Genomic DNA, 20,492 nt, shown 5'->3' on the forward strand with positions numbered 1-20,492 from the left:
CGTAACCAGCAATGTAGGAGCGGGCATGCCCGCTGCCAACCTCCAGCAAACAATGTCGTGAAAATGTATGGACTTGAGCGTTTGGGGCCACCACATTGCCCAACAATGAGAAAATATTGCGGGAGACAGGGCGTATGATAAAAATTGGGTTGGCGGCGTTGGTGGCGGTAGCCGGATTTTCGGCTGCGGCGGTGCCCGCGCTGGCCCAGACGGCGCCCGAACGCTGCGCGGCAATCGGTCCGGCAAGCGAACGGCTTTCCTGTTACGATTCGATCTTCCGGTCGGGCCAGTTCACCGGTGGCAATGCCGAGAGTGACGCCGAGCAGGGGTTGTGGGTCAGCGGGATCGAAGTGTCCCAGATCGAAGGCACCGAGGTGCCGTTCGCTACACTCGAATCAGAACAGCTTATCCCCGCCCTGGCCGGTGGTCGCGCGCCGGCGCGTTTGACTGTTCTGTGCGTGGAAGGCGAAACCATCGTTCAGTTCAGCTTCGCTGGTTCTGCTATGGGAACCCCGACATCGAACAGCGCCACGATCACGCTTCAATACGATCGCCAGCCCCCTCGCAGCCAATCGGTCGATCTTGCGCCCGATCGTCTGGCGATCGGTTTTTTCGAAACGCAGGCGGCAGAAGCAGTTATCGGGCAGCTCCAGCAGACTCAGCGATTGTTGGTGCGCGCGACACCACAATCCCAGCGCTCAGTGACCGTCAGCTTCCAGCTCGAAGGCATTGAAGCGGCCCTTCAGCCGGTGCGTGAAGCTTGCGGTTGATAAGGTCGTCCGATCACACCACATTTGTTTGATATAATGAAAGTTTGATTGTAGTGGAACCTGTCGCCCGCTTGTACGTTGTATGCGCGGGCATCTGCGCCGCCTATTAGCGGTCGTATCCTCACAGACGATTTCAAGAAAATTCATAGGAGAATGCTCATGGCAACGCGACATAAAGCACGCGGGGGCCGGGCTCCGATTGCGACAGCGTTTATGGGAGGCGCGATTGCCGCGGCCCTCATGCTGTCCACAAGCTTGGTTTCTGCGCAGGTGACGCCGGTTGAAATTCAAAGCGGTGATAGCTCGCTTTTTTCTTCGCGTGTACTGACAACCGGATTGTCCAATCCCTGGGCTATGCGTTGGGGGCCCGACGACATGATCTGGCTGACCGAGCGCACCAGCGGTGAAGTCACCCGTGTCGATCCCACGACCGGCGCACAGCAGCTTCTTTTGACGCTCGAAGACGTTTATACCGGCCCTCAGCATGAAGGGCTGCTCGGCATGGCGCTGCACCCCGAGCTGCTCGAAGGCACCGGCAACGACTACGTCTTCATCGGCTATACGATCAACAACGGTACAGAAGAAGAGCCCGATCCTTCTGCACAGATCGTGCGCTACAGCTATGACAGCAATCTCCAGCAACTCGTCGATCCGACGATCGTGCTCGACGGGCTGCCGGCCTGGAACGACCACAATGCCGGTCGCGTGGTGATCGGTCCTGATGGCAAGCTGTATTATTCGATCGGTGAGCAGGGCGCCAACTTCGGCCGTAACTATCAGCGTCCGAACCTGGCCCAGGCTCTGCCGACTCAGGACGAAGTCGACAACCAAGATTGGCGTACATATTCGGGCAAGGTTCTTCGCCTTAACCTCGATGGTTCTATCCCCGACGACAATCCTGAGATCGATGGCGTCAAGAGCCACATCCTGAGCTACGGTCACCGCAACCCGCAGGGTATCGCTTTCGGTCCCGACGGAACGCTCTACGAAGCCGAACATGGCCCGGCCAGTGACGATGAGTTTAACATCATCCAGCCCGGTGGCGACTATGGCTGGCCCAGCGTCGCCGGTTTCATCGACGATCAAGCCTACACCTATATCAACTGGAGCGAAGGCCCCGAAGGTGTCGACCGGAACGCAACGCCGATTCCCGATTCCGTACCGCAGTTCAAGGAAAGCGATTTCGAGGGCGACATGATCGACCCGATCGCGACGTTCTTCACTGTCGAAGACGGTTACGAGTTCGGCCAGATCTGTGGCTATATCTGTGATCCCACAGTCGCCCCGTCCTCCATTCTGTATTACGGCGCTGGAGAAGACGGTATTGCCGAATGGGACAACTCTGTCCTCATCCCGACGCTCAAGCATGGCACGCTTTATGTCCAGCACCTGACTGAGGACGGCCAGGAAGCAGACGGTCTGCCGGAAGCCTGGTTGAGCACGCAGAACCGGTATCGTGACGTCATCGTTTCGCCGGACGGCAAGACTGTGTTCATCGCAACCGACGCTTTCGGTTCGGCAGCCCAGAAGTTCGGCGAGGGTCTCAACACTTCGGTGCTGCACAACCCTGGCTCGATCCTGATGTTCACCTATGGTGAAGACGGGGGTGGACTTGGTGTCGTCGAAGGCAACAGCAGCGATGCAGCAGCTGGCGGCGAAGCGGGGCCGGCGGAATGGGAAGATCCCAACACCGGTAAGGAAGCTGAAGGCGACGAGGCTTCTGCCGATGCGATCACCAGCGATTCCGATGTTGCCGCTGTTGCCAATGCAGGCGCACCGAAATTCGCCGCCAACTGCGCCAGCTGCCACGGCGCTGGCGGACAGGGCGGCGCCGGTGCAGTGCTGGCCGGTAACGAAAACCTGGCCGATGCCAGCTTCGTTGCCAACACGCTGATCCATGGCTTTGGCTATATGCCCGCTTTCGGCAATCAGCTCAGCGACGAAGACGTTGCCCAGCTTGGCACCTACATCCGCAACTCGTGGGGCAATGATTTCGGCGTCCTGACGACTGAAGAGGTCGAAGCGGCCCGCTAAGCGCTACGCTTTGACGACAGAGATATTGAAAGGCGGGAGAGATCCCGCCTTTTTTCTTGGCTGGGTGTCGGAACGCAATGACGCGTTGCGTCCTTGAAGTGTATCGCTAAGGGAGAACCATCATGGCGCAGTTAAAGGACAAGCATTCGTCTGCCATCGTAGCCACCGCCGACATTGAAGTGGCGCGCAAGTTCTACAGTGAAACGCTCGGGCTTGCCCTGGAAGAGGACGGCATGGGCGGCGTTCTGGTTTACAAGACGGGCAGCACGCACCTGCTCGTCTATCCATCCGACTTTGCCGGCACCAACGCGGCCAACGCCGTAGTCTGGGATTGCGGCGATGATATCGAGGCAATCGTCGCCCAGCTTCGCGAAAAGGGCATTAGTTTCGAGCACTATCCTGAAATGGGCGTCGATTATAAAGACGGAATCCACAGTTCAGGTAATTTCAAGATGGTCTGGTTCAAGGACCCCGACGGGAACATTCTGCATCTGAACAGTGCTTGAGAAAAGAGTAGCAGAGAGGGCGGGATTGCTGGTTCCGACCCCCATTTCGGTCGGCTGTGAGGGCGCGGCAAGTTCCCAAATGCTACCACTTACAGCCCGGTTATTCGCGAAAATATAGGCGAGCAGTCGGCGGTCCCATGGGGCCAATGCCGGGCGGCCCGGATGCTGCCCGGCAATGGATATCATGGTCAATGGGTAGAGTTTTCTGTTGGGCGATAGCTCCCTAAAAGGAAGTACACAACAACGGCCAAGGTGCCGATCACTGCTGCCGCCGTTGACAACAAGGTGACATGTGCCGCGCTAAAGGCCGCCTTGCCTGCCGCTATGAGAGCAGCGCCCTGTTCGGCAGGAAGTTGGTTTGCAACCAGATAGGTGTCCCCGATTGAACGGCCCGCCTGCTGCGCCAGCGGCAATGCAAGGTCGGGGGGAACTTCAAGCGCACGGCTGAAAATCATGGCCATGAACACTCCGAAGAGGGTGATGCCGAGGCCGGTTCCCAGTTCATAGCCTGTTCCCTCCAACGACCCCGCAGCGCTGCCTTTCTCGGGCGGGACAGACCCCATGATGGCAATGGATGATGCGGTCAGTCCGATGCTGAGGGTGAGACCGGCCATCGCAAGGGCGGCCGGTACGAGCAGTCCCGGATTATGGAAGTCTGCGCTACCAAGATAAGCCAATGTACCGGCGCCCATCAGCAGCGACAGTGATGCCACGCGACGCAGGCCAAATGTGTTGGACAAGACGCCAGCAACGGGACCACCGATTGCAGCCGCAATCATGATCGGGACCATGAAAATACCGGCTTCGAGCGGCGACTTGCCAATCACGTATTGCAGCTCCTGGGCGAGAGTCAGTTCGACACCCGCCAGTGCGCCCGTCGCAACAAGGGCCATGACGATGCCAGCGACGATTGCCGGATGGGAGAACAGGGACAGGTCGAGCATCGGATTGTCCGAGAGAATCTGCTTTCTGGCGAAAAGCGAGAGCAAAAACACGCCGAAAGCGACGATCAGCGTGATTATCCAAGGAGAATGACTGCCGCCAATCCCCGCCTTTGTCGCGTAGACAAGGGAAATCATGCCCGCGATGAGCAGCAGTGCCTGACCGAGGGCCCACTTGCCAGGCGAGGTCACCTCATTGCGTGACAACAGGAAATAGCACGTCGGCGCAACCAGCAGCATGATCGGAACATTGATGAGGAAGACCGAACCCCACCAGAAATGTTCCAAAAGGCCACCACCAACGAGCGGCCCCACGGCAGCACCCGCAGATCCAACAGTGCCCCACAGTCCCAGTGCGATCGCGCGCTCACCGTCATCTTCAAAGGTGCGGCGAATGGTTCCCAAAACACAAGGTACGATCATCGCGCCGCCCAGCGCAAGCAGAACGCGCGCAGCGATGAGCATCCCAGCACTCTGCGAAAAGGCGGCAAGAACGGAGGCGGCGCCAAAGATCACGAGGCCCGTCAGCATCACTTTTCGGTTGCCGATCCGGTCGGCGAGTGTCCCCATCGGGACAAGCAACCCAGCCATCAGCAGGGGATAAATGTCGATGATCCACAGGACCTCAGTGCTGGAGGCGCCGAGGGATTGCGTTAGAGTAGGCACAGCGACGTGCAGCACAGTCATGTCGATAACGACAGGAAGAAACGCGAGCATGACGGCGACAAGTACCAGCCAGCGCCTGGGGTCACGGTATGGGGCGGACATTGACACACCTGATTGAAAATTGACCCGCCCCATATAAATACATACGTATGGATTTCAATCGCGATGTTTGATTTGCGTGAAGGAAAATGAATGGGACGGAAACCGACAATCAGCCGCGACAGCCTTTTGACGATGGCAGAAGACATCGTGAATGCCGAGGGACCGCAAGCGCTGACGATTGACGCCCTCGCCAAAGCGGCGGGGATTTCAAAGGGCGGCGTCCAGTATTCGTTTGCGTCCAAGGATGACCTGGTGAAGGGCCTTGTCGACCGGTGGACCACCCAGTTCGATGCCCTTGTCCGCGATGTCGGGAGCTCGACTCCGACGGAATTTGTCCGCAGCTACATTGCCGCAATGCGCTCGTCACAAGGTGCCATCGACGCAAAGATGGCCGGCCTTATGATCGCTTACATGCAAAATCCTCAGAACCGCCTGCACACAGCAGACTGGTACCGTTCGATCCTGAATGAAATGGGACAGTCACGAGAGGCGCGAGCGGCGAGAACCGCATTTCTGGCTGTGGAAGGGCTCTTCACCTTACGGATTTGGGGCGTTGATGACGGGGTGGACTGGCAGTCGCAGCTCGATGATATCGAAGCTCTGTTATCCGACGATGATGCCTAACAGAGTGCAGCTTCCGGAGTCATTGTCCCGATAAGCCGACCGTCTCCTTTCCACCCCATTGCAGAAGCGCCTGCCAGATCCGGCCCGCAATGAGAAAGGCGAGAATTATCCTCGCCCTTCCGCAAATGTCATCTCAGGGTGGTGAGGTTCCCCTCTAGTGTCCCTTCATTTTCCTGATTTCGCCCGATTTGATCTTGGCGAAGTACTGGTTCACTTCGCGTTTGACGACAGGCATCAGGAGGTACAGCCCGATGACGTTGGGCAGTGCCATTGCAAAGATCATCGAATCCGAGAAGTCGATGACCGGGCCAAGGCTCATCGAGGCGCCGATGATGACAAAGACGCAGAAGATGATCTTGAAGGTGTTTTCCTTGGTTTTGCCTTCGCCGAACAGATAGGTCCACGATTTCAGGCCGTAATAGGACCAGCTGAGCATTGTCGAAAACGCAAACAACAGCACGGCCAGCGCCAGAATATAGGGGAAGAAGCTGAACTGCGCGCCAAAGGCTGCCGATGTCAGGTCCACGCCTGTAAGCCCGGTATCGAGAGCGCCGGTGAAGATGATGACCAACGCGGTCATCGTGCAGATCACGACGGTATCGATGAAGGGCTCAAGCAGCGAGACAATGCCTTCGGTAGCAGGTTCTTTCGTGCGGACCGCCGAGTGGGCGATGGCCGCCGAACCGATCCCGGCCTCGTTGGAAAACGCTGCCCGGCGAAAGCCCTGGATGAGTGCGCCGATGGCGCCGCCAGCGACACCTTCTGGCGAGAACGCCCCGCCTATGATCTGGGAGAATGCCCAGCCGATGCTGCCGATATTCATCAAGATGATGATGAGCGCCGTGCCGACATAGAGAACCCCCATGAAGGGCACAATCTTTTCGGTGACTTTGGCAATCGACTTGATGCCGCCGATGATAACGGCGCCAACGATCAAGGCCATGACCAGCCCGAACAGCCAGCCATAGCCGGCCAGCGGGCTTGCATCATTGCCGCCAGAAATGTTGACGAGCTGCTGGAACGACTGGTTCGCCTGGAACATGTTGCCGCCGCCAAGCGCGCCGCCGATGCAGCAGATGGCGAAGAACACTGCAAAGAACTTGCCCAGCCCGCCCATGCCGCGCTCGGCCAGTCCCCTGGACAGATAGTACATCGGCCCGCCCGATACGCGGCCGTCTGGCAGTTCATTGCGATATTTGACGCCCAATGTGCATTCGGTGAATTTCGATGCCATTCCCAAAAGGCCAGCAAGGATCATCCAGAAGGTCGCGCCGGGTCCGCCGACGGCAATGGCAACTCCAACTCCGGCTATGTTGCCAAGGCCAACTGTGCCTGACAGCGCCGTTGCAAGTGCCTGAAAGTGTGAAACTTCGCCGGCGTCGTTGGGGTCGGCGTAATCACCGCGCACAAGGGCGATGGCGTGGCCGAAAACCCTGAACTGGATAAACCCGAAATAGAGGGTGAACACGGTCGCGGCGATGACCAGCCACCCAACGATGAGCGGGAAGTCCACGCCAGCGATAGGCACTGAAAAGAAAATGACGCTGACGACCGCGTTTGAAAACGGGGAGATCGCGTCGTTGATGATCATGTCGACTGTACGGGTTGTTTGCTCGATGGTCTCCTGAGCTTCGATGGCGACTTCGGCGGCCCCTTCATTTTCTTCCTCCTGCCCAGATGCAGGTAGCGCGAACAGCGGCAGCAGCAGCGCCAGTGCCAAAAACAGATTTCTCATTTCTTGTCCCCTTGAACTTTCGCACCATGCCGTTTTGCCGTCGGCCTGGGCGAAGTCTGATTGGATGCGACCCTTACGGGACCACAGTGACCGGTACCGTTGCGATCTGGACGAGCGCCATGGTCAGTCCGCCGAGAAGGCGGTCTGAGAGCTTTCTTGAGCCCTGGCGGCCGACAAAGATCTGCTTGGCTCCCGAGGATCTGGCGATGCCCGCGATGATCTCGCCGGCGTGGCCGTACCGCACTTCATGGGTCGTGGTTAGGCCAGTGGCGCTGTATTTGGCGGCGACCGGCTCGACAATTTTGGCGGCGCGCAGGAGTTCTTCCTCGCGTCTCTTATGCCGCTCGGCCAGCTCTTCCTGACTTAGAAAACTGTAGGGTGACCATTCGAGCACCAGCACGAAATGCAGCGTTGCACCCGATGTTCTGGCGAGGTCGGCTGCGAGATCGGCAGCGCGGCCCGAAGCTTCGGTCCCATCGAAGCCCACAATATAGATGTCCGACATCCATTTTCCCCTCAACGCGCCAAGGCACGCACGGATCGGATGAAGGGGCATTGCGCCGCTCTAGGGCGCCATCTGGTTGCTTAATGTCCGTGATAGCCCGGCATTCAAGTTTTGACCCCTTAACGTAAAGTTAAGCGCAAATTGTCGCAGAGTCTCGATTTTATAGACTTGGCCGGGATTGGCGGCCGCACTGCGTGTTGTTTTCAACAGCGCGGCACAAGCAGTTCAGACAGCGGCGCTGGCGGTGCGACGGGGCTTTGGCGCGACAAATATTGCCTCGAGCAGTGAGAGCAGCGCAATGCCGGCAAGCATGATGCCCATTGTCAGAACTATGCGCTGAAACACCACTTCGAACGCAGAATTGGTGCCGGTGACCGAGGAAAGGACCATCACAAGCGCGACCGAGCAGACATATTGATAGAACTGCGGCCTGTTGCGCCCCCACGTCATGCCTTCGATGAGGAAGTAGGTGATGGCGGTCAAAACCAAAAGCAGAACGGCGAACTGGGGAACCAGATAGTAGATGGCCAGCGCGACGATTGCGACGCCGCTGCCCACAATGGTGCCGCCGCCGCGATCCACGATTTGCTCGATACGGCCGCCCCTGTCAGGCTCGGAACAGATGAAGACAAGCATGATCGGTACGATCAGCATGCTCATATTGCCGGTCGAGAAGGTCACCAGCAGGGTCGCTAAATAAACGACGATCCTAATGGCGAGTTCTGCGATGGGCGTATCGGATTTGAGCGGTCGCGGCGTTTCGACATGGATGCGGCGCGTGGTTGGCGGAAAAAGGATGTTGGTGAGCACGGCGCCGGCGCCGACCAGCACCCCGCCAATGACCATGCTGTCGCGAATGGCAGCAAGCGCGTATTCGCTATAGAGCGCCGACATGGACATCATCGCCGGAAAGACGGTGAGCAACATGCCCGCCCGCGAGCCGCGAAACAGCATGAGCGCCAGACCGCCCGCAGCCAGAAGGATGTTGATGGCCAGAAACAGCATGGGTTCGCCAACGGTGACGGCGGCGATCCAGCTGAATACGATGGCGATGACAGGCAGCGCCAGTGGGCCCGCGAAAGTGCGCACATTCAATCCGCCGCGCTGGTTCGACAACATGCTCATGCCGATGGCGACGGGCATCATGGGCTGGGAAATGCCCATAGGTTCGGCCAACAGGATGCACAACGCGACGGTCAGCGCGGTGCGCAGCGCCAGATAGGGATCTTCGAGCGGGTCAACGCGAGGAAGCTGTTCCATGCCAATGGCCTTAGTTAAAGCCGGAAATCATGCCGCGGACGCCGAGCAGGGACTGGGCGATTGCGGGAATGAGACCCTGATCGGGGACAATCAGCGCGCCGGCTTCCGAACCGAGCCGGACATTGGCGGGCAGGGCGTCGGGATCGTCGATGACAATGCGGACCGGGATCTTGCGGGCTGGAGGAAACCAGCGGCTATCCGTCGACGATTGCGCCAGCCCATTGCTCGAGACACGGCCATTGCTGATGCCCCAGGCAATGCTGTCCACAGTGCCTTCGAATTGTCGACCGGGGGCTGCCTCAAAGATGACGATAGCCCTGTCACCAGGGCTGACATTGACCAACTGGTTTTCCCGATAGTCGGCGATGACAGTGTCGCGGCCTTCGCTGATAAACGTCATGACTGGCGATCCTGCGCCCACGAACTGACCCGGCGTGAGCGAAAGGTTGGTGACATAGCCATCGGCCGGCGCGCGCACCGTGGCATTGTCGAGACCAAAGCGTGCCTTTTCCAAACCGGCCTGCGCAGCACGGATGTTGGGATTGGTGTCGTCGAGTGGGCCGGCCGAGGCTGTGACGCGCTCGAGTTCGGCTCGGGCAGCAGTCACGTTAAGCTCGGCGGTGTCGAAATTGGCCTGAACCTGGGAGAGTTGGGCCGTGCTGGTCAGCTCGCGGTCAAACAATTGCAGTGTGCGATCGAGCGTCTCCTGAGCGTTGGCAAGGCCGACTTCAGCCTGCTCGACCTTGGCGCGCGCTGTCGGAATAGCGGCGCCAGCCGACGAAATCGAGGCCGTTGTCTGGTCAAGCTGCGCGCTGGCCTGGGCCACATCCATGAGGAAGGTCGTTTCATCGATATGGAATAGGGGCTGCCCCTCGCGAACCTCGGAGTTGTCGGTGACCAGAACCTGGGAGACCGGACCTGATACCCGCGCCGCGATCTGGGTGACGTCGCCAACCAGTGACCCGCCCCCCGAATAGGGTGCGTGATGGTCAGAGAGCGGATACCAGGCAATGCAGGCACCCAATGCAACCAGAATGCCAAGGCCGAAAAGGCGCGCCTTGCGTCGGCTGCGTGGCGGCACGGGTTCGGATGCGGTGTCGGCAGGTTGGGGTGCCTGCGTTACCTCGCGGGACATTTCGGATCGAAACGGCGCGACAGAGCCTGAACTGGTGAGTTCGGACTGGATTTTGTCATCGTTGTGTGGAGCTGCCTGCGCCATTGTTCTACCCTGATCGTGCAATGATTGGCTGCTATCTAAGGCGAACTATTTAGCTTTGCAACATAGTATCTTTGCATTAGAGGTATTCTGAAATGGAAATGCTGCATGAACGATGACATCGACGCCCTGGTCCGTGACCTGACAGATGAGATGAGCCGGGCTTACCGCGCTTACTCGGCGGCGGCGGGTCTCAATCTCTCTGACATGATGGCTATCGGGTATGTGCGTAGCCACGGCAAGGAGGCGACGCCATCGGCCGTGGCCAGGCACCTGGGCATGTCGAGCGGAGCGACCGCCATCATGATCAACAGGCTCGAAGCAGAAGGTTATCTGACGCGCAGCCAGCACCCCACGGATCGTCGGGTGACATTGCTCTCGCTGGGCCCCACGACACAGGAAGAACGGTTCCGGCCCTTTTCGCGTGGGCCACAACCGCTCCATGAAACCGTGCTCGCGCAATATTCGGGCGAGGAACTCGATGTGGTCAAACGCTTCCTTGGCGACATTCTGCACGGGTTGCGGGCGCGTACGGACGCGCTCGCAGAGCGTGGCAAAGGCAAGGGCGCGCCGACCGACTGACCGCTTGCTCCTTCAAGAGCTATTTGCGCACATTGGGAAATGAGCCAGCAAGGATACGCCCGAAGAGTGCAACAGCCGCTTGACCCGACATTGCATCTCCCCGGGGAAAGACACCTGCGTCGCGCTGCATCTACGCACCCAGACGGTGCGAAAATGCCGGCTGGCGCAGAACCAGCGCCATCCAGAGTGGCAGGATTTGCCGCGTCCCCGGTGGATGCTGTGGCGCCCATGGAGTCCCGGCTTTCGCCGAAGCGGCGATGATGCCCTGAACGGCGGCGTTTAGGCTCGGACTGTTGCCACCTTCTTTTTGCGCCAGTCGCGCTTGGATGCGGCAATGATGACGCGTTGAAGGAGTATGAAGCCGAACAAAAGGCCGCCAATGACGATCTTGGTCCACCAACTCGATAGCGTGCCATCGAAAACGATGTAGGTCTGTATCATTCCCTGGATGAAGACCCCGACCAGTGAACCGAGCATGAAGCCGAAGCCGCCCGAAAGCAGCGTGCCTCCGATGACGACTGCAGCGATGGTATCAAGTTCGACGCCAACGGCTGCCAAGGGATACCCCGAAGAGGTGTAGAGCGAATAGACAACGCCGGAGAGGCCGGCGAGAAAGCTCGAAACCGCGTAGATGCCGATTGTGGTGCGAGCGACGGGAACGCCGAGCAGGGCTGCCGACTGGGCGTTGCCTCCCAGTGCATAAACATAGGCGCCGAACCGCGTGCGGTGGCAGACAACGATGCCGATGGCAAAGACCACAAGCATCAGCCCGCCATTGAAGGTCAGGCGGCCGCCGCCAGGCATGACGTAATAAAACTGGCGTACCCAGGTATAGAAATCATGGCTGACCGAGATTGAGTCCTGGGTCAGCAGGAAGGTGAGGCCACGCGCCAGAAACATGCCGGCGAGCGTGACAATGAATGGCGGCACCTCGAGATAATGGATCATCGCGCCCATCGACGCGCCAAAGGCGGTCGTGACCAGCAAGGTTATGGCAAAGGCGGGTAGGGGGTGAATGCCCAGCTGGGTGACAAGAACAGCGATCAGGACCGACGAAAAGGCAATGACCGAGCCGACCGACAGATCGATGCCGCCCGAGAGGATGACAAAGGTCATGCCGACCGCCGCGACGCCGAGGAAGGCGTTATCGGTCAGCAGATTGCCCAGAACGCGCGTGGAGAACAGGGCAGGGAACTGCATCACGGCCAGCGCATAGGCTAGGATGAAGATGGTGATTGTGGCGATCAGCGGCCAGTAACGCGGGTTCATCGGGAGCTGACCTCAGAGCGTTTTTTATGGGGGCGGGCGGCAAAATGAAAAATGCGGCCGGCCAACGGGGACTGCACGACCAGAATGATGATAATCAGCGCTGCCTTGACCAGCAGATTGAATTCGGGCGGAAAGCCCGAGACCAGAATACCAGTGTTCATGGCCTGGATGATGAGCGCGCCGATAACCGACATTGGAATTGAGAACCGTCCACCCATCAATGAAGTACCGCCGATCACGACAGCGAGAATTGCGTCGAGTTCGAGCCAAAGGCCGACATTATTGGCATCGGCGCCGCGAATGTCGGCTGCAGCGATGATACCGGAAATGGCCGCGCAGAACCCAGCAAAGGCATAAACGCCGATGAGCAGCGAGCGCGCACGCAGGCCGGCATAAGACGAGGCGGAGCGGTTAATGCCGACGGATTCGATGAACAGGCCAAGAGCGGTAAGTCGCATGACAAGCGTTGTGACGACGGCCAGCACCAGCATGATGATGATGGGCGTGGGCAGGCCGAGGACGGAACCGGAGCCGAGAAAAATCAAGCCGGGATCGTTGAAGGTGACGATGAAGCCTTCGGTGATGGTTTGTGCAATGCCGCGCCCGGCGACCATGAGGATCAGGGTGGCGATGATCGGTTGCAGGCCGAGCACGGCGACGAGGGCGCCATTCCACAACCCGCAAAGAAGGCCAACGCCCAGACCGGCGACGAGGACGATAATCAGCGCGTTGCCATCGCCCTGAACCATGGTGGCGGCGACCGCACCCGCAATGGCCATGACCGCGCCGACGGAAAGGTCGACCCCGCGGGTGGCAATGACCGCTGTCATGCCGATGGCCAGAATGGCGACCGGTGCGCCGCGATTGAGCACATCGATCAGCGAGCCATAGACGCGACCGTCGCGAATGAACAGATTGAAAAATCCGGGAAACAGGATCCAGTTGATGAGCAGAATTGCCGCCAGCGCGATGAATTGCGGCTTGATGACCGAGAAAATAGAACGGGTCATTGGGGCCGTGCCTCCGGCTCGCTGGCGATCATTTCCATGATCGCTGTTGTGTTGATCGCTTCACCCGTCAGCTCTCCGGCGATGGCGCGTTCACGCAGCACGAGGACGCGGGAGGAGTAGGCAGTGATCTCGTCGAGTTCGGACGAGATGACGAACAGGCTCATGCCCTCGTCACACAGGCGGTTGATCATCTTGATAATCTCGGCGTGAGCGCCAACGTCGATGCCGCGCGTGGGTTCATCAAGGATGAGCAGTTTGGGATTGGTCGCCAGCCAGCGGGCCAAAACCACTTTTTGCTGATTGCCGCCCGAGAGGAACTTGACCGGCTGTTCGGGCCCGGTGCAACGGATATCGAGAGCCTCGATATAGCGGTCTGCCAGTTCGGCCTGTTCCGCGCGGCCCATTGGTTTGATCCAGCCACGATGGGCCTGGAGCGCGAGGATGATGTTTTCGCGTACAGTGAGGTCACCAACGATCCCGTCCAGCTTGCGATCTTCTGGCGCGAAGGCGAAATTGAGCGCAATGGCATCGCGCGGTTCGCGTATGGATGCGGATTTGCCCGACACCGTCAACTGCCCGGTGTCGGGCTTATCGATGCCAAACAGCAGGCGCGCCATTTCGGTGCGGCCCGAGCCGAGCAGCCCCGCAACGCCCACGATCTCGCCCTTGTGCAAATCGAGATCGAACGGGGCTGCCTTCCCGGTGAGGGAGTAGTTCTTGAACGATGCGTAGAGTTCGCCGGGCTTTCGGGTGACCCCGATCCGCATAGCGTCTTCGTGTTCGAGCGCCTCGCCGAGCATCATCGTGACAAGGTCCATCCGACCAAGTTCCTCTATCGGCCGCGAGCCGATGCGCTTGCCATTGCGCAGCACCGTGACGCGGTCGGCGATGTCATAGACCTGATCGAGGAAGTGGGTGATGAAGACGATCGCCATGCCCTGAGCTTTTAGCTGCCGGACGATTTCAAAGAGAATTTCGACCTCGTGCTGGTCGAGGCTGGCGGTCGGCTCGTCGAGGATGAGCACTTTGCCTGATATGTCGACTGCACGGGCGATGGCGACGATCTGCTGGACGGCGACAGAAAAGCTGTCGAGCTGGGCGCCCGGATCGATCTTGAGATCGTAGCGGGCAAGCAGGTTGCGCGCGTCGCGCTGCATCTTTCCAGTGTCGACCATGCCCCACTTCATGGGCTGGCGACCAACGTAAAGATTGTCCGCAACGCTCATGTTGGGCAGGAGATTGACCTCCTGATAGACGGTTCCGATGCCCAATTCCTGCGCGTGGCGGGTGTCGCGCGGATGGATGGGGGTGCCGTCAAGCGTGATGGTGCCCGCATCATTGCTGTAGGCGCCGGTGAGAATTTTAATGAGGGTCGATTTGCCCGCGCCGTTCTCGCCAAGCAGGGCATGAACCTCGCCGGGGAACAATTCGATGCCGACATCGTCGAGCACTTTGTGGGCGAGAAACGACTTCTCGATTCCCGAGGCAGCGAGGATGGGGGCAGGTTGGGCCATTGGTGGTCTCGAATTTGGAATTTGGACGTCGGAGCGAGCGCACTGCACCTTATCCGACCTCTGCTTCGCCTCCGGAGAGGGGAAGGCGGGGGAGCAAGGCGCTCCCCCGGTTCAGATCAATAGCCAAGGTCGCGGCGACGTTCGGCTTCGCCTTCGGGATCATCGTCCGAAGTGTAAAGCTTGGATTCGGTGATGATAAATTTTTCGGGCTCAGTGCCATCGTTGAGATAGGCGTCGAGCGCTTCGAATGCCGGGCCGGCCATGTTTGGGGTCAGCTCGACGGTGGCGTTGGCTTCGCCGGCAGCAATGGCGGTGAAGATGTCGGGCACGGCATCGATAGAGACGACGAGAATGTCTTCGCCCGGTGCCAAACCGGCTTCCTTGATGGCCTGGATGGCGCCAACGGCCATATCGTCATTGTGCGCGTAGAGAGCGCAGATGTCCTGGCCACCATTTTCGGCGCGAAGGAATCCTTCCATCACCTGCTTGCCGAGTGCGCGGGTGAAGTCGCCGGTCTGGGAACGCACGATTTCGACATTGGCGTGATCGGCGATGGCTTCTTCAAAGCCCTGCTTGCGGTTGATGGCGGGGGACGAACCCACCGTGCCCTGCAACTCGACGACGCGACAGTCCTCGTCACCGACGGTTTCGACGAGCCAGTCGCCAGCGACGCGGCCTTCAAGGACCTGATCGGAAGCAACCGAGGTAAGGTAAAGGTCTTCAGGCGCTTCGATACCACGATCGAGCAGGACGACAGGAATATCGGCGTCTTTGGCTTCGCTCAGAACTTCTTCCCAGCCCGTCGCAACAACCGGCGCGAGAAGGATGGCATCGACGCCCTGGGCGACGAACGAGCGGATGGCGCGGATCTGGTTTTCCTGGCGCTGCTGGGCGTCAGAGAATTGGAGATTCACGCCCCATTCTTCGGCTTGCTGCCGGGTTACTGAAGTTTCGGCGGCGCGCCAGCCCGATTCCGAACCGATCTGGGAGAAGCCGATGGTCATGCCTTCAAGGCCTTCCTGCGCCATGGCGGCGGATCCGAGAAGGGCGAGTGTGCTCACGCCCAGCGCAAGCTGCTTTACGAATTTCATGAATTTTCCTCCTGATGGCGCCGATTGAAGCCTCCCCTCAATCGTGCCGCGGGTCGAAAGATTGCATATAGTATTACTATATGTAAAGCACGAATGTTGTCTGGTCGTGATCTTGACAAATGCCCGTAATCTGGCGATGTCATCGCTTACATTTTTGGGTGCTGAAGGCGGATGCGGAAGTGAGCGCAAGTCTGAGGACGGTAGGACGAACCGAAAAATGTCAATAAGTATGACTTAACTGGGTCGGCTATAGTGCGGTTGGGAAACGCGACGCCGGAGTATGCGAATTGGCCGCATTGGCATTTTCGCAGCTTCGTGTAAAAGCGCTGGCGAAACAGGAAGCGGTCTGGGTGGCAACGGCATGAGCCTTGCGCGCGACATCGTTGGAGAAATCGTAAAGGCGCTGGTCGTTCTGGCGCTGGTCTTTCTCGCGTTCGTGCATCAGCCGGTCGCACTGGAAACGCCAGTTGACGGGCTGTCGTTCTCCGTCGCGGACCTCTCGTTCTGTGGGGGCGCACCCGACGACGAGAGTGGCGGTCACTCGCCCTGTCACGCCTGCCGGGCCGGTGTCGCAGACCTTCCGCCCGCACCCTGCGTGGCAGAGCCGGCTTACGTGCAGTTCATCACCGCCGATTTGATCGCAATTGATGAGATCGTCAGCGACGATCCTGCCTACTCGCCAAAAAATTCGCGCGCGCCGCCAGTTCTGGCCTGAACTGCATAAACTTCTTTCAGACCATTACTTGTCGGAGATCACTGATGATCCGCTCTGTTTCTCGCGCGGCGATTGCCGCTGCATCCATAATAGCCGTTGCAACGCCTGCCCTGGCTCATATGACGTTCGAAGATACCCAATCGACACCTGGCGCGTCGTTCAGGGGTGTGCTGGTGCTGCCACATGGTTGCGATGGCGCGCCGACCGACACTGTACGTGTGAACTTGCCCGAGGGCTTCGGCGATGTGACCGCCGAAGACAAGGATGGCTGGGTGCTTGAAATGCCGTCCGTCGACGGGCAGGTGGCCCAGACCACCTGGTCCGGAGGATCGGTGCCGGATGACAGCCATGAACAATTCGCATTTACCGGCACATTTGCCGATGACCTGCCCGAAACCGATATCCTGTTTGCCGTCGAACAGATGTGCGGTGATGTGGCGCTTGGCTGGGAACCCGTCGTCAGCCTGGGCGAAAACAACACCTCCGACCATGCTCATCATGGCGGCGAGGCTGTCACGCTGGGCGACCTGGAACTGACCAGCGCGTTTACCCGCGCTACTTTGCCCAATGCCCCGGTTGGAGGGGGATATGTCGCAATCACCAATACAGGCGACCAAGCCGACAGGCTGGTTTCGGCGGAGTCATCTTTTTCCCCCGACGTGCAGATTCACGAAATGGCTGTTGTCGACGACGTTATGAAGATGCAGCAACTGCCTGAAGGGCTCGAGATCCCGGCTGGTGAGACGGTAACGCTGGCGCCCGGCGGACTGCATTTGATGTTCATGAACATTTCCGAGCCATTTGTCGAAGGACAAACCGTGCCGGTGACGTTGACGTTCGAACGGGCCGGAGCGATTGAAATCGAACTGGCGGTACAGGCGTTTGGTGCGTCGACCACGAGCCATTCGGAACATGAGGGACATTGAGCCAAATGGCCAACTCGACACTCGGAACTGTGCGTGTTGTTCTCTGGACCCTGGTCGCTGTCGCAGCGGTCGGGGCCGGAGGGCTGCTCTACTACAACAATTCCCAAACCACTCCATCGACCCAGCTGGCCGCTGCGCCACAGGGCCAGTATGGCGCCGGGGACTACCAGCTTGTCGACCATACCGGCGCACCGGTCGACCAGTCGGTGTTTGTGGGCAAGCCCGCCATGGTATTTTTCGGATTTACCCATTGCCCCGACGTGTGCCCGACAACGCTCGGTGACATGCAGCATTGGTACGCTCAGTTGGGCGATGACGCCGATAAGCTGGACGCCTATTTCGTCAGCGTCGATCCTGAGCGGGATACGCCCGAAGTGCTTGGCGAATATGTGGGCTGGGTCTCCGATCGGATCACCGGCATCACCGGGGAGCCCGAGGAGATCGAAAAGATGACAGAGGCCTGGGGCGTTCTCGCCGAAAAAGCACCGCTCGAGGGCGGCGGCTATAACGTCAACCACACGGCCTCGGTTTTCCTGATCGATGGCCAGGGGCAGTTCTTCGGCACCATCGCATATGAGGAAAGCGCCGAAACGGCAATTGGCAAGCTCAGGCGGCTTGTCGAGGAAGGATAAAGAAAAGGCCCGGTTTCGTCCGGGCCTTTTTTCATTCAGCTGGCAATTCGCTGCCGGACGGGCCGATGCGGCGTACGCTCCAAGGTAAAGCGGTTGACGATGGTGTCGAGCGACATCGCCTCGTTTTCGGTGCGATCGCTGGCCGAACGCGTCTGTTCGGCCAAGGCCGCATTGTTGCGGGTCATTGTATCGATCCGGCCAATGGCGGCGCTGACTTCGGCGATCGCGGAGGCCTGAACGTTGGTTGCTCCAGCAATCTCGGAGATCAATTGGGCACTCTCGCGCAATGAGGCGAGGAGGTGCCCAACCTGACCATTTGCCCGCGAAACCAGCGTTGTGCCCTTCTTGACCTCCGATTGGGAGGTTTCGACAAGTTTTTTGACATCGTTGGAAGCAGAGGCCGCCGATTGCGCCAACCGGCGGACTTCGACGGCGACGACGGCAAAACCCTTGCCCGCATCGCCAGCACGCGCAGCTTCGACCGAAGCGTTGAGGGCGAGAAGATTGGTTTGAAACGCGATGTCGTCAATCATCTTGATCACGTCTGCGATCTTTGTCGACGATGCGGTGATCGCACCCATTGCCAGATCGGCCTCATCCATGGCTTCGCCAAGCTCGGCAGCAAGGCCCGTGGCCTTCTCCGCCCCGGTGCTGACATCGATTGCTCGCTGGGCATTGGCATTGACTGTCTGGGTCAGGCCCTCAATCGCGCTTGTGGTTTCGGCAACCGAACTTGCTTGCGACGCGCTGCGCTCGGCAAGATCACGAGACCCCACGGCGATTTCCGAAGTCGCATCGCGAAGGCCAGTGCTGGTTTCCGATAGCTGACGGACGATCGAGGAGAATTGGACGATCGTCGATTTTACGGCGACGCGGACGGCCTCGAGTTCCTCGGGCATCGCCGTCTCAAGCGTATCGATGAGGCTGCCATCAGCCATCTGGCCCAATTGGTCGCCCAGCATCGCCACAGCGTTTTTGCGTGCTGTGATGTCGGTGGCGTATTTGACGACTTTGTATGGGCGCCCGGAGGGGTCGAAGATAGGATTGTAGCTGGCCTGTATCCAGACTTCGCGTCCACCTTTGCCGATGCGGCGGTATTCGCCGCTGTCGAAATTGCCCTCGCGGAGACGATCCCAGAAAAGAGCGTACTCGGCGCTTTTCGCTTCGAGTGGCGTGACAAACATCGAATGGTGCTTTCTCGAAATTTCTTCGAGCGGATAGCCAAGCGCTTCGCAGAAATTGCTGTTAGCGTTCAGGATGGTGCCCGAAAGATCGAACTCGATGACGGCCTGTGACTTGGAGATGGCGGCAATCTGGCCCCGGGCGTCTGCGCCGGTCACCTTGCGGGCGGTGACATCGGTTGCGAATTTTACGATGCCGACCGTGTTGCCCTCAGCGTCAAACACCGGATTGTAGCTTGCCTGGATCCAGACTTCGCGGCCGCCCTTGGCGATGCGCTTGTATTCGGCGCTTTCATATTCGCCGCTTCTCAGCCGTTTCCAGAACGTCTGGTAATCCGAAGTGCCTGCATAGTCTGCATCAACGAAGATCGAATGGTGTTTCCCGGCAATTTCTTCAAGGCTGTAGCCCATGAGTGAGAGAAAATTGGCGTTGGCCGAAACGACGGTTCCATCAAGAGTAAACTCGATGAGGGCTTGGGACCGGAGCAGCGCATCCGCCATCTGGTCTGAGTTTGCTGCAAAGCCTGTTTGCTTGGCCACGGACCTTGATCGTCTGAACATGATGGGCAATCTTTGTAATTGGAACGAGTTCCCCCACGTCCTTCTAATCGTTGGCCTTTTAACTTCCGGTAAAAATCAAGCCACTACAGTAGGTTGCAAATAGGTGCCCATGGCCTGCTGTTGTCGATCGACTTGGGCTTTCGCTGGAACCATCCGGGTTACATGCCAAAGGGCGGGCCGTGGCCGGCCCGCCATGCAGTGTTTTTGTCAGAACTGGGCGACCGCCAGACGTTCAATCAGTTTGCGCCGGTCTTCAACCGATTTTACGCGCACTGTCAGGGCTTCTGTCTTGATCGGAACCTGTGGAGGCAGGTTGACGGAGATGTCGGGCGCGTGTTCGGCAGCCCAGCTCTGAAAGCGCGAGAGCTTGTTACCGCCGGTGATGGGGAAGGTGCAGGAGTACTTATAGGTCATTGCTCACACATCGCGACGACGCGCGGAAAGCCCGCAGCGTTGTGGCGCTTCGTTCTTGAAATGCGATATCGGGGTGAAGGGGTTTTACCTGGCGCCGCTCTTGCTCAGTGGCAGGTAGCAACGCCAGGCTCTCATCCTATGAGGAGAGGGCCTTTGCCTGGACAATGATGAGCAAACCAAATGCACGTCATGGTGCTATCATGGCCCAAAGCAAAGAAAAGTCAAATGCTTGGCCGTG

At 59.0% G+C, this 20,492-nt stretch carries 19 protein-coding genes; 8 read left to right on the forward strand and 11 right to left on the reverse strand.

Annotated elements, in window-relative coordinates:
• The first annotated feature begins 134 nt into the window (after positions 1-134).
• From ACN0TA_RS04875 to ACN0TA_RS04885, 3 genes are all read left to right on the forward strand, one after another.
• Positions 135-770: a type VI secretion system-associated protein TagO gene (locus ACN0TA_RS04875; RefSeq protein ID WP_417580368.1), complete on the forward strand. Its 636-nt coding sequence runs from the start codon at positions 135-137 to the stop codon at positions 768-770.
• Positions 771-929: 159 nt separating this feature from the next.
• Positions 930-2,804: a glucose/sorbosone family PQQ-dependent dehydrogenase gene (locus tag ACN0TA_RS04880; RefSeq protein ID WP_417580370.1), complete on the forward strand. Its 1,875-nt coding sequence runs from the start codon at positions 930-932 to the stop codon at positions 2,802-2,804.
• 122 nt (positions 2,805-2,926) lie between these two features.
• Complete coding sequence (locus tag ACN0TA_RS04885; protein ID WP_417580372.1) at positions 2,927-3,310, forward strand: VOC family protein; 384 nt, start codon at positions 2,927-2,929, stop codon at positions 3,308-3,310.
• Positions 3,311-3,498: 188 nt separating this feature from the next.
• Here ACN0TA_RS04885 and ACN0TA_RS04890 read toward each other — a convergent pair whose 3' ends face one another.
• A complete protein-coding gene (locus ACN0TA_RS04890) occupies positions 3,499-5,019 on the reverse strand; it encodes an MFS transporter (RefSeq protein WP_417580374.1) in 1,521 nt (506 codons plus the stop codon).
• A 90-nt stretch (positions 5,020-5,109) separates the two neighbouring features.
• On the opposite strand from ACN0TA_RS04890, the gene ACN0TA_RS04895 reads away from it, so the two are divergent.
• Positions 5,110-5,643 carry a TetR/AcrR family transcriptional regulator gene (locus ACN0TA_RS04895; RefSeq protein WP_417580376.1) on the forward strand — a complete coding sequence of 178 codons (534 nt, stop codon included), beginning with the start codon at positions 5,110-5,112 and terminating at the stop codon, positions 5,641-5,643.
• A gap of 154 nt (positions 5,644-5,797) precedes the next feature.
• Here the strand turns inward: ACN0TA_RS04895 and ACN0TA_RS04900 are convergent, their stop codons facing one another.
• The 4 genes from ACN0TA_RS04900 to ACN0TA_RS04915 all read right to left on the reverse strand — a co-directional run bounded on the left by ACN0TA_RS04900 (position 5,798) and on the right by ACN0TA_RS04915 (position 10,362).
• Positions 5,798-7,378, reverse strand: a complete 1,581-nt coding sequence (locus ACN0TA_RS04900; RefSeq protein ID WP_417580378.1) for an alanine/glycine:cation symporter family protein — start codon at positions 7,376-7,378, stop codon at positions 5,798-5,800.
• 73 nt (positions 7,379-7,451) lie between these two features.
• Complete coding sequence (locus tag ACN0TA_RS04905) at positions 7,452-7,883, reverse strand: universal stress protein (protein ID WP_417580380.1); 432 nt, start codon at positions 7,881-7,883, stop codon at positions 7,452-7,454.
• Positions 7,884-8,108: 225 nt separating this feature from the next.
• Positions 8,109-9,143 (reverse strand): FUSC family protein, encoded by a 1,035-nt coding sequence (locus ACN0TA_RS04910; RefSeq protein ID WP_417580382.1) that lies wholly within the window; start codon positions 9,141-9,143, stop codon positions 8,109-8,111.
• 10 nt (positions 9,144-9,153) lie between these two features.
• Positions 9,154-10,362, reverse strand: coding sequence for an HlyD family secretion protein (locus tag ACN0TA_RS04915; protein ID WP_417580384.1), 1,209 nt, complete (start codon positions 10,360-10,362; stop codon positions 9,154-9,156).
• Positions 10,363-10,467: 105 nt separating this feature from the next.
• On the opposite strand from ACN0TA_RS04915, the gene ACN0TA_RS04920 reads away from it, so the two are divergent.
• Entirely contained in the window at positions 10,468-10,941 is a 474-nt protein-coding gene (locus ACN0TA_RS04920) for a MarR family winged helix-turn-helix transcriptional regulator (RefSeq protein ID WP_417580386.1), read from the forward strand.
• Between the two features lie 279 nt (positions 10,942-11,220).
• On the opposite strand, the gene yjfF is transcribed toward ACN0TA_RS04920, so the two are convergent.
• From yjfF to ytfQ, 4 genes are all read right to left on the reverse strand, one after another.
• Entirely contained in the window at positions 11,221-12,210 is a 990-nt protein-coding gene (gene yjfF, locus ACN0TA_RS04925) for a galactofuranose ABC transporter, permease protein YjfF (protein ID WP_417580387.1), read from the reverse strand.
• Positions 12,207-13,220, reverse strand: coding sequence for an ABC transporter permease (locus ACN0TA_RS04930; RefSeq protein WP_417580389.1), 1,014 nt, complete (start codon positions 13,218-13,220; stop codon positions 12,207-12,209). Before ACN0TA_RS04930 ends, yjfF begins: the two co-directional genes overlap by 4 nt.
• Positions 13,217-14,734 (reverse strand): sugar ABC transporter ATP-binding protein, encoded by a 1,518-nt coding sequence (locus tag ACN0TA_RS04935; protein WP_417580391.1) that lies wholly within the window; start codon positions 14,732-14,734, stop codon positions 13,217-13,219. Before ACN0TA_RS04935 ends, ACN0TA_RS04930 begins: the two co-directional genes overlap by 4 nt.
• Before the next feature lie 116 nt (positions 14,735-14,850).
• Complete coding sequence (gene ytfQ / locus ACN0TA_RS04940; RefSeq protein WP_417580393.1) at positions 14,851-15,825, reverse strand: galactofuranose ABC transporter, galactofuranose-binding protein YtfQ; 975 nt, start codon at positions 15,823-15,825, stop codon at positions 14,851-14,853.
• A gap of 361 nt (positions 15,826-16,186) precedes the next feature.
• On the opposite strand from ytfQ, the gene ACN0TA_RS04945 reads away from it, so the two are divergent.
• From ACN0TA_RS04945 to ACN0TA_RS04955, 3 genes are read left to right on the forward strand one after another with little or no spacing between them, the layout of a single operon-like run.
• On the forward strand, positions 16,187-16,540 hold the full coding sequence (locus ACN0TA_RS04945; protein ID WP_417580395.1) for a hypothetical protein: 354 nt from the start codon (positions 16,187-16,189) through the stop codon (positions 16,538-16,540).
• Positions 16,541-16,584: 44 nt separating this feature from the next.
• Positions 16,585-17,466, forward strand: a complete 882-nt coding sequence (locus ACN0TA_RS04950) for a copper chaperone PCu(A)C (protein WP_417580397.1) — start codon at positions 16,585-16,587, stop codon at positions 17,464-17,466.
• Positions 17,467-17,471: 5 nt separating this feature from the next.
• The gene (locus ACN0TA_RS04955; RefSeq protein ID WP_417580399.1) at positions 17,472-18,098 is read left to right on the forward strand and encodes an SCO family protein; all 627 of its coding nucleotides are present in this window, start codon (positions 17,472-17,474) and stop codon (positions 18,096-18,098) included.
• 35 nt (positions 18,099-18,133) lie between these two features.
• Here the strand turns inward: ACN0TA_RS04955 and ACN0TA_RS04960 are convergent, their stop codons facing one another.
• Together ACN0TA_RS04960 and ACN0TA_RS04965 are read right to left on the reverse strand one after the other, a co-directional pair.
• A complete protein-coding gene (locus ACN0TA_RS04960; protein ID WP_417580401.1) occupies positions 18,134-19,819 on the reverse strand; it encodes a methyl-accepting chemotaxis protein in 1,686 nt (561 codons plus the stop codon).
• A gap of 228 nt (positions 19,820-20,047) precedes the next feature.
• Positions 20,048-20,254 (reverse strand): hypothetical protein, encoded by a 207-nt coding sequence (locus tag ACN0TA_RS04965; RefSeq protein ID WP_417580403.1) that lies wholly within the window; start codon positions 20,252-20,254, stop codon positions 20,048-20,050.
• Positions 20,255-20,492 lie beyond the last annotated feature (238 nt).

This window comes from Pelagibacterium sp. (genome assembly GCF_048264985.1).
GTDB lineage: Bacteria > Pseudomonadota > Alphaproteobacteria > Rhizobiales > Devosiaceae > Pelagibacterium.

Bases quoted from the DNA above. Each gene is read 5' to 3' on its own strand.
- ACN0TA_RS04875 (WP_417580368.1), top strand. From the start codon at position 135: ATGATAAAAATTGGGTTGGCGGCGTTGGTGGCGGTAGCCGGATTTTCG.
- ACN0TA_RS04880 (WP_417580370.1), top strand. From the start codon at position 930: ATGGCAACGCGACATAAAGCACGCGGGGGCCGGGCTCCGATTGCGACA.
- ACN0TA_RS04885 (WP_417580372.1), top strand. From the start codon at position 2,927: ATGGCGCAGTTAAAGGACAAGCATTCGTCTGCCATCGTAGCCACCGCC.
- ACN0TA_RS04890 (WP_417580374.1), bottom strand. From the start codon at position 5,019: ATGTCCGCCCCATACCGTGACCCCAGGCGCTGGCTGGTACTTGTCGCC.
- ACN0TA_RS04895 (WP_417580376.1), top strand. From the start codon at position 5,110: ATGGGACGGAAACCGACAATCAGCCGCGACAGCCTTTTGACGATGGCA.
- ACN0TA_RS04900 (WP_417580378.1), bottom strand. From the start codon at position 7,378: ATGAGAAATCTGTTTTTGGCACTGGCGCTGCTGCTGCCGCTGTTCGCG.
- ACN0TA_RS04905 (WP_417580380.1), bottom strand. From the start codon at position 7,883: ATGTCGGACATCTATATTGTGGGCTTCGATGGGACCGAAGCTTCGGGC.
- ACN0TA_RS04910 (WP_417580382.1), bottom strand. From the start codon at position 9,143: ATGGAACAGCTTCCTCGCGTTGACCCGCTCGAAGATCCCTATCTGGCG.
- ACN0TA_RS04915 (WP_417580384.1), bottom strand. From the start codon at position 10,362: ATGGCGCAGGCAGCTCCACACAACGATGACAAAATCCAGTCCGAACTC.
- ACN0TA_RS04920 (WP_417580386.1), top strand. From the start codon at position 10,468: ATGAACGATGACATCGACGCCCTGGTCCGTGACCTGACAGATGAGATG.
- yjfF (WP_417580387.1), bottom strand. From the start codon at position 12,210: ATGAACCCGCGTTACTGGCCGCTGATCGCCACAATCACCATCTTCATC.
- ACN0TA_RS04930 (WP_417580389.1), bottom strand. From the start codon at position 13,220: ATGACCCGTTCTATTTTCTCGGTCATCAAGCCGCAATTCATCGCGCTG.
- ACN0TA_RS04935 (WP_417580391.1), bottom strand. From the start codon at position 14,734: ATGGCCCAACCTGCCCCCATCCTCGCTGCCTCGGGAATCGAGAAGTCG.
- ytfQ (WP_417580393.1), bottom strand. From the start codon at position 15,825: ATGAAATTCGTAAAGCAGCTTGCGCTGGGCGTGAGCACACTCGCCCTT.
- ACN0TA_RS04945 (WP_417580395.1), top strand. From the start codon at position 16,187: ATGAGCCTTGCGCGCGACATCGTTGGAGAAATCGTAAAGGCGCTGGTC.
- ACN0TA_RS04950 (WP_417580397.1), top strand. From the start codon at position 16,585: ATGATCCGCTCTGTTTCTCGCGCGGCGATTGCCGCTGCATCCATAATA.
- ACN0TA_RS04955 (WP_417580399.1), top strand. From the start codon at position 17,472: ATGGCCAACTCGACACTCGGAACTGTGCGTGTTGTTCTCTGGACCCTG.
- ACN0TA_RS04965 (WP_417580403.1), bottom strand. From the start codon at position 20,254: ATGACCTATAAGTACTCCTGCACCTTCCCCATCACCGGCGGTAACAAG.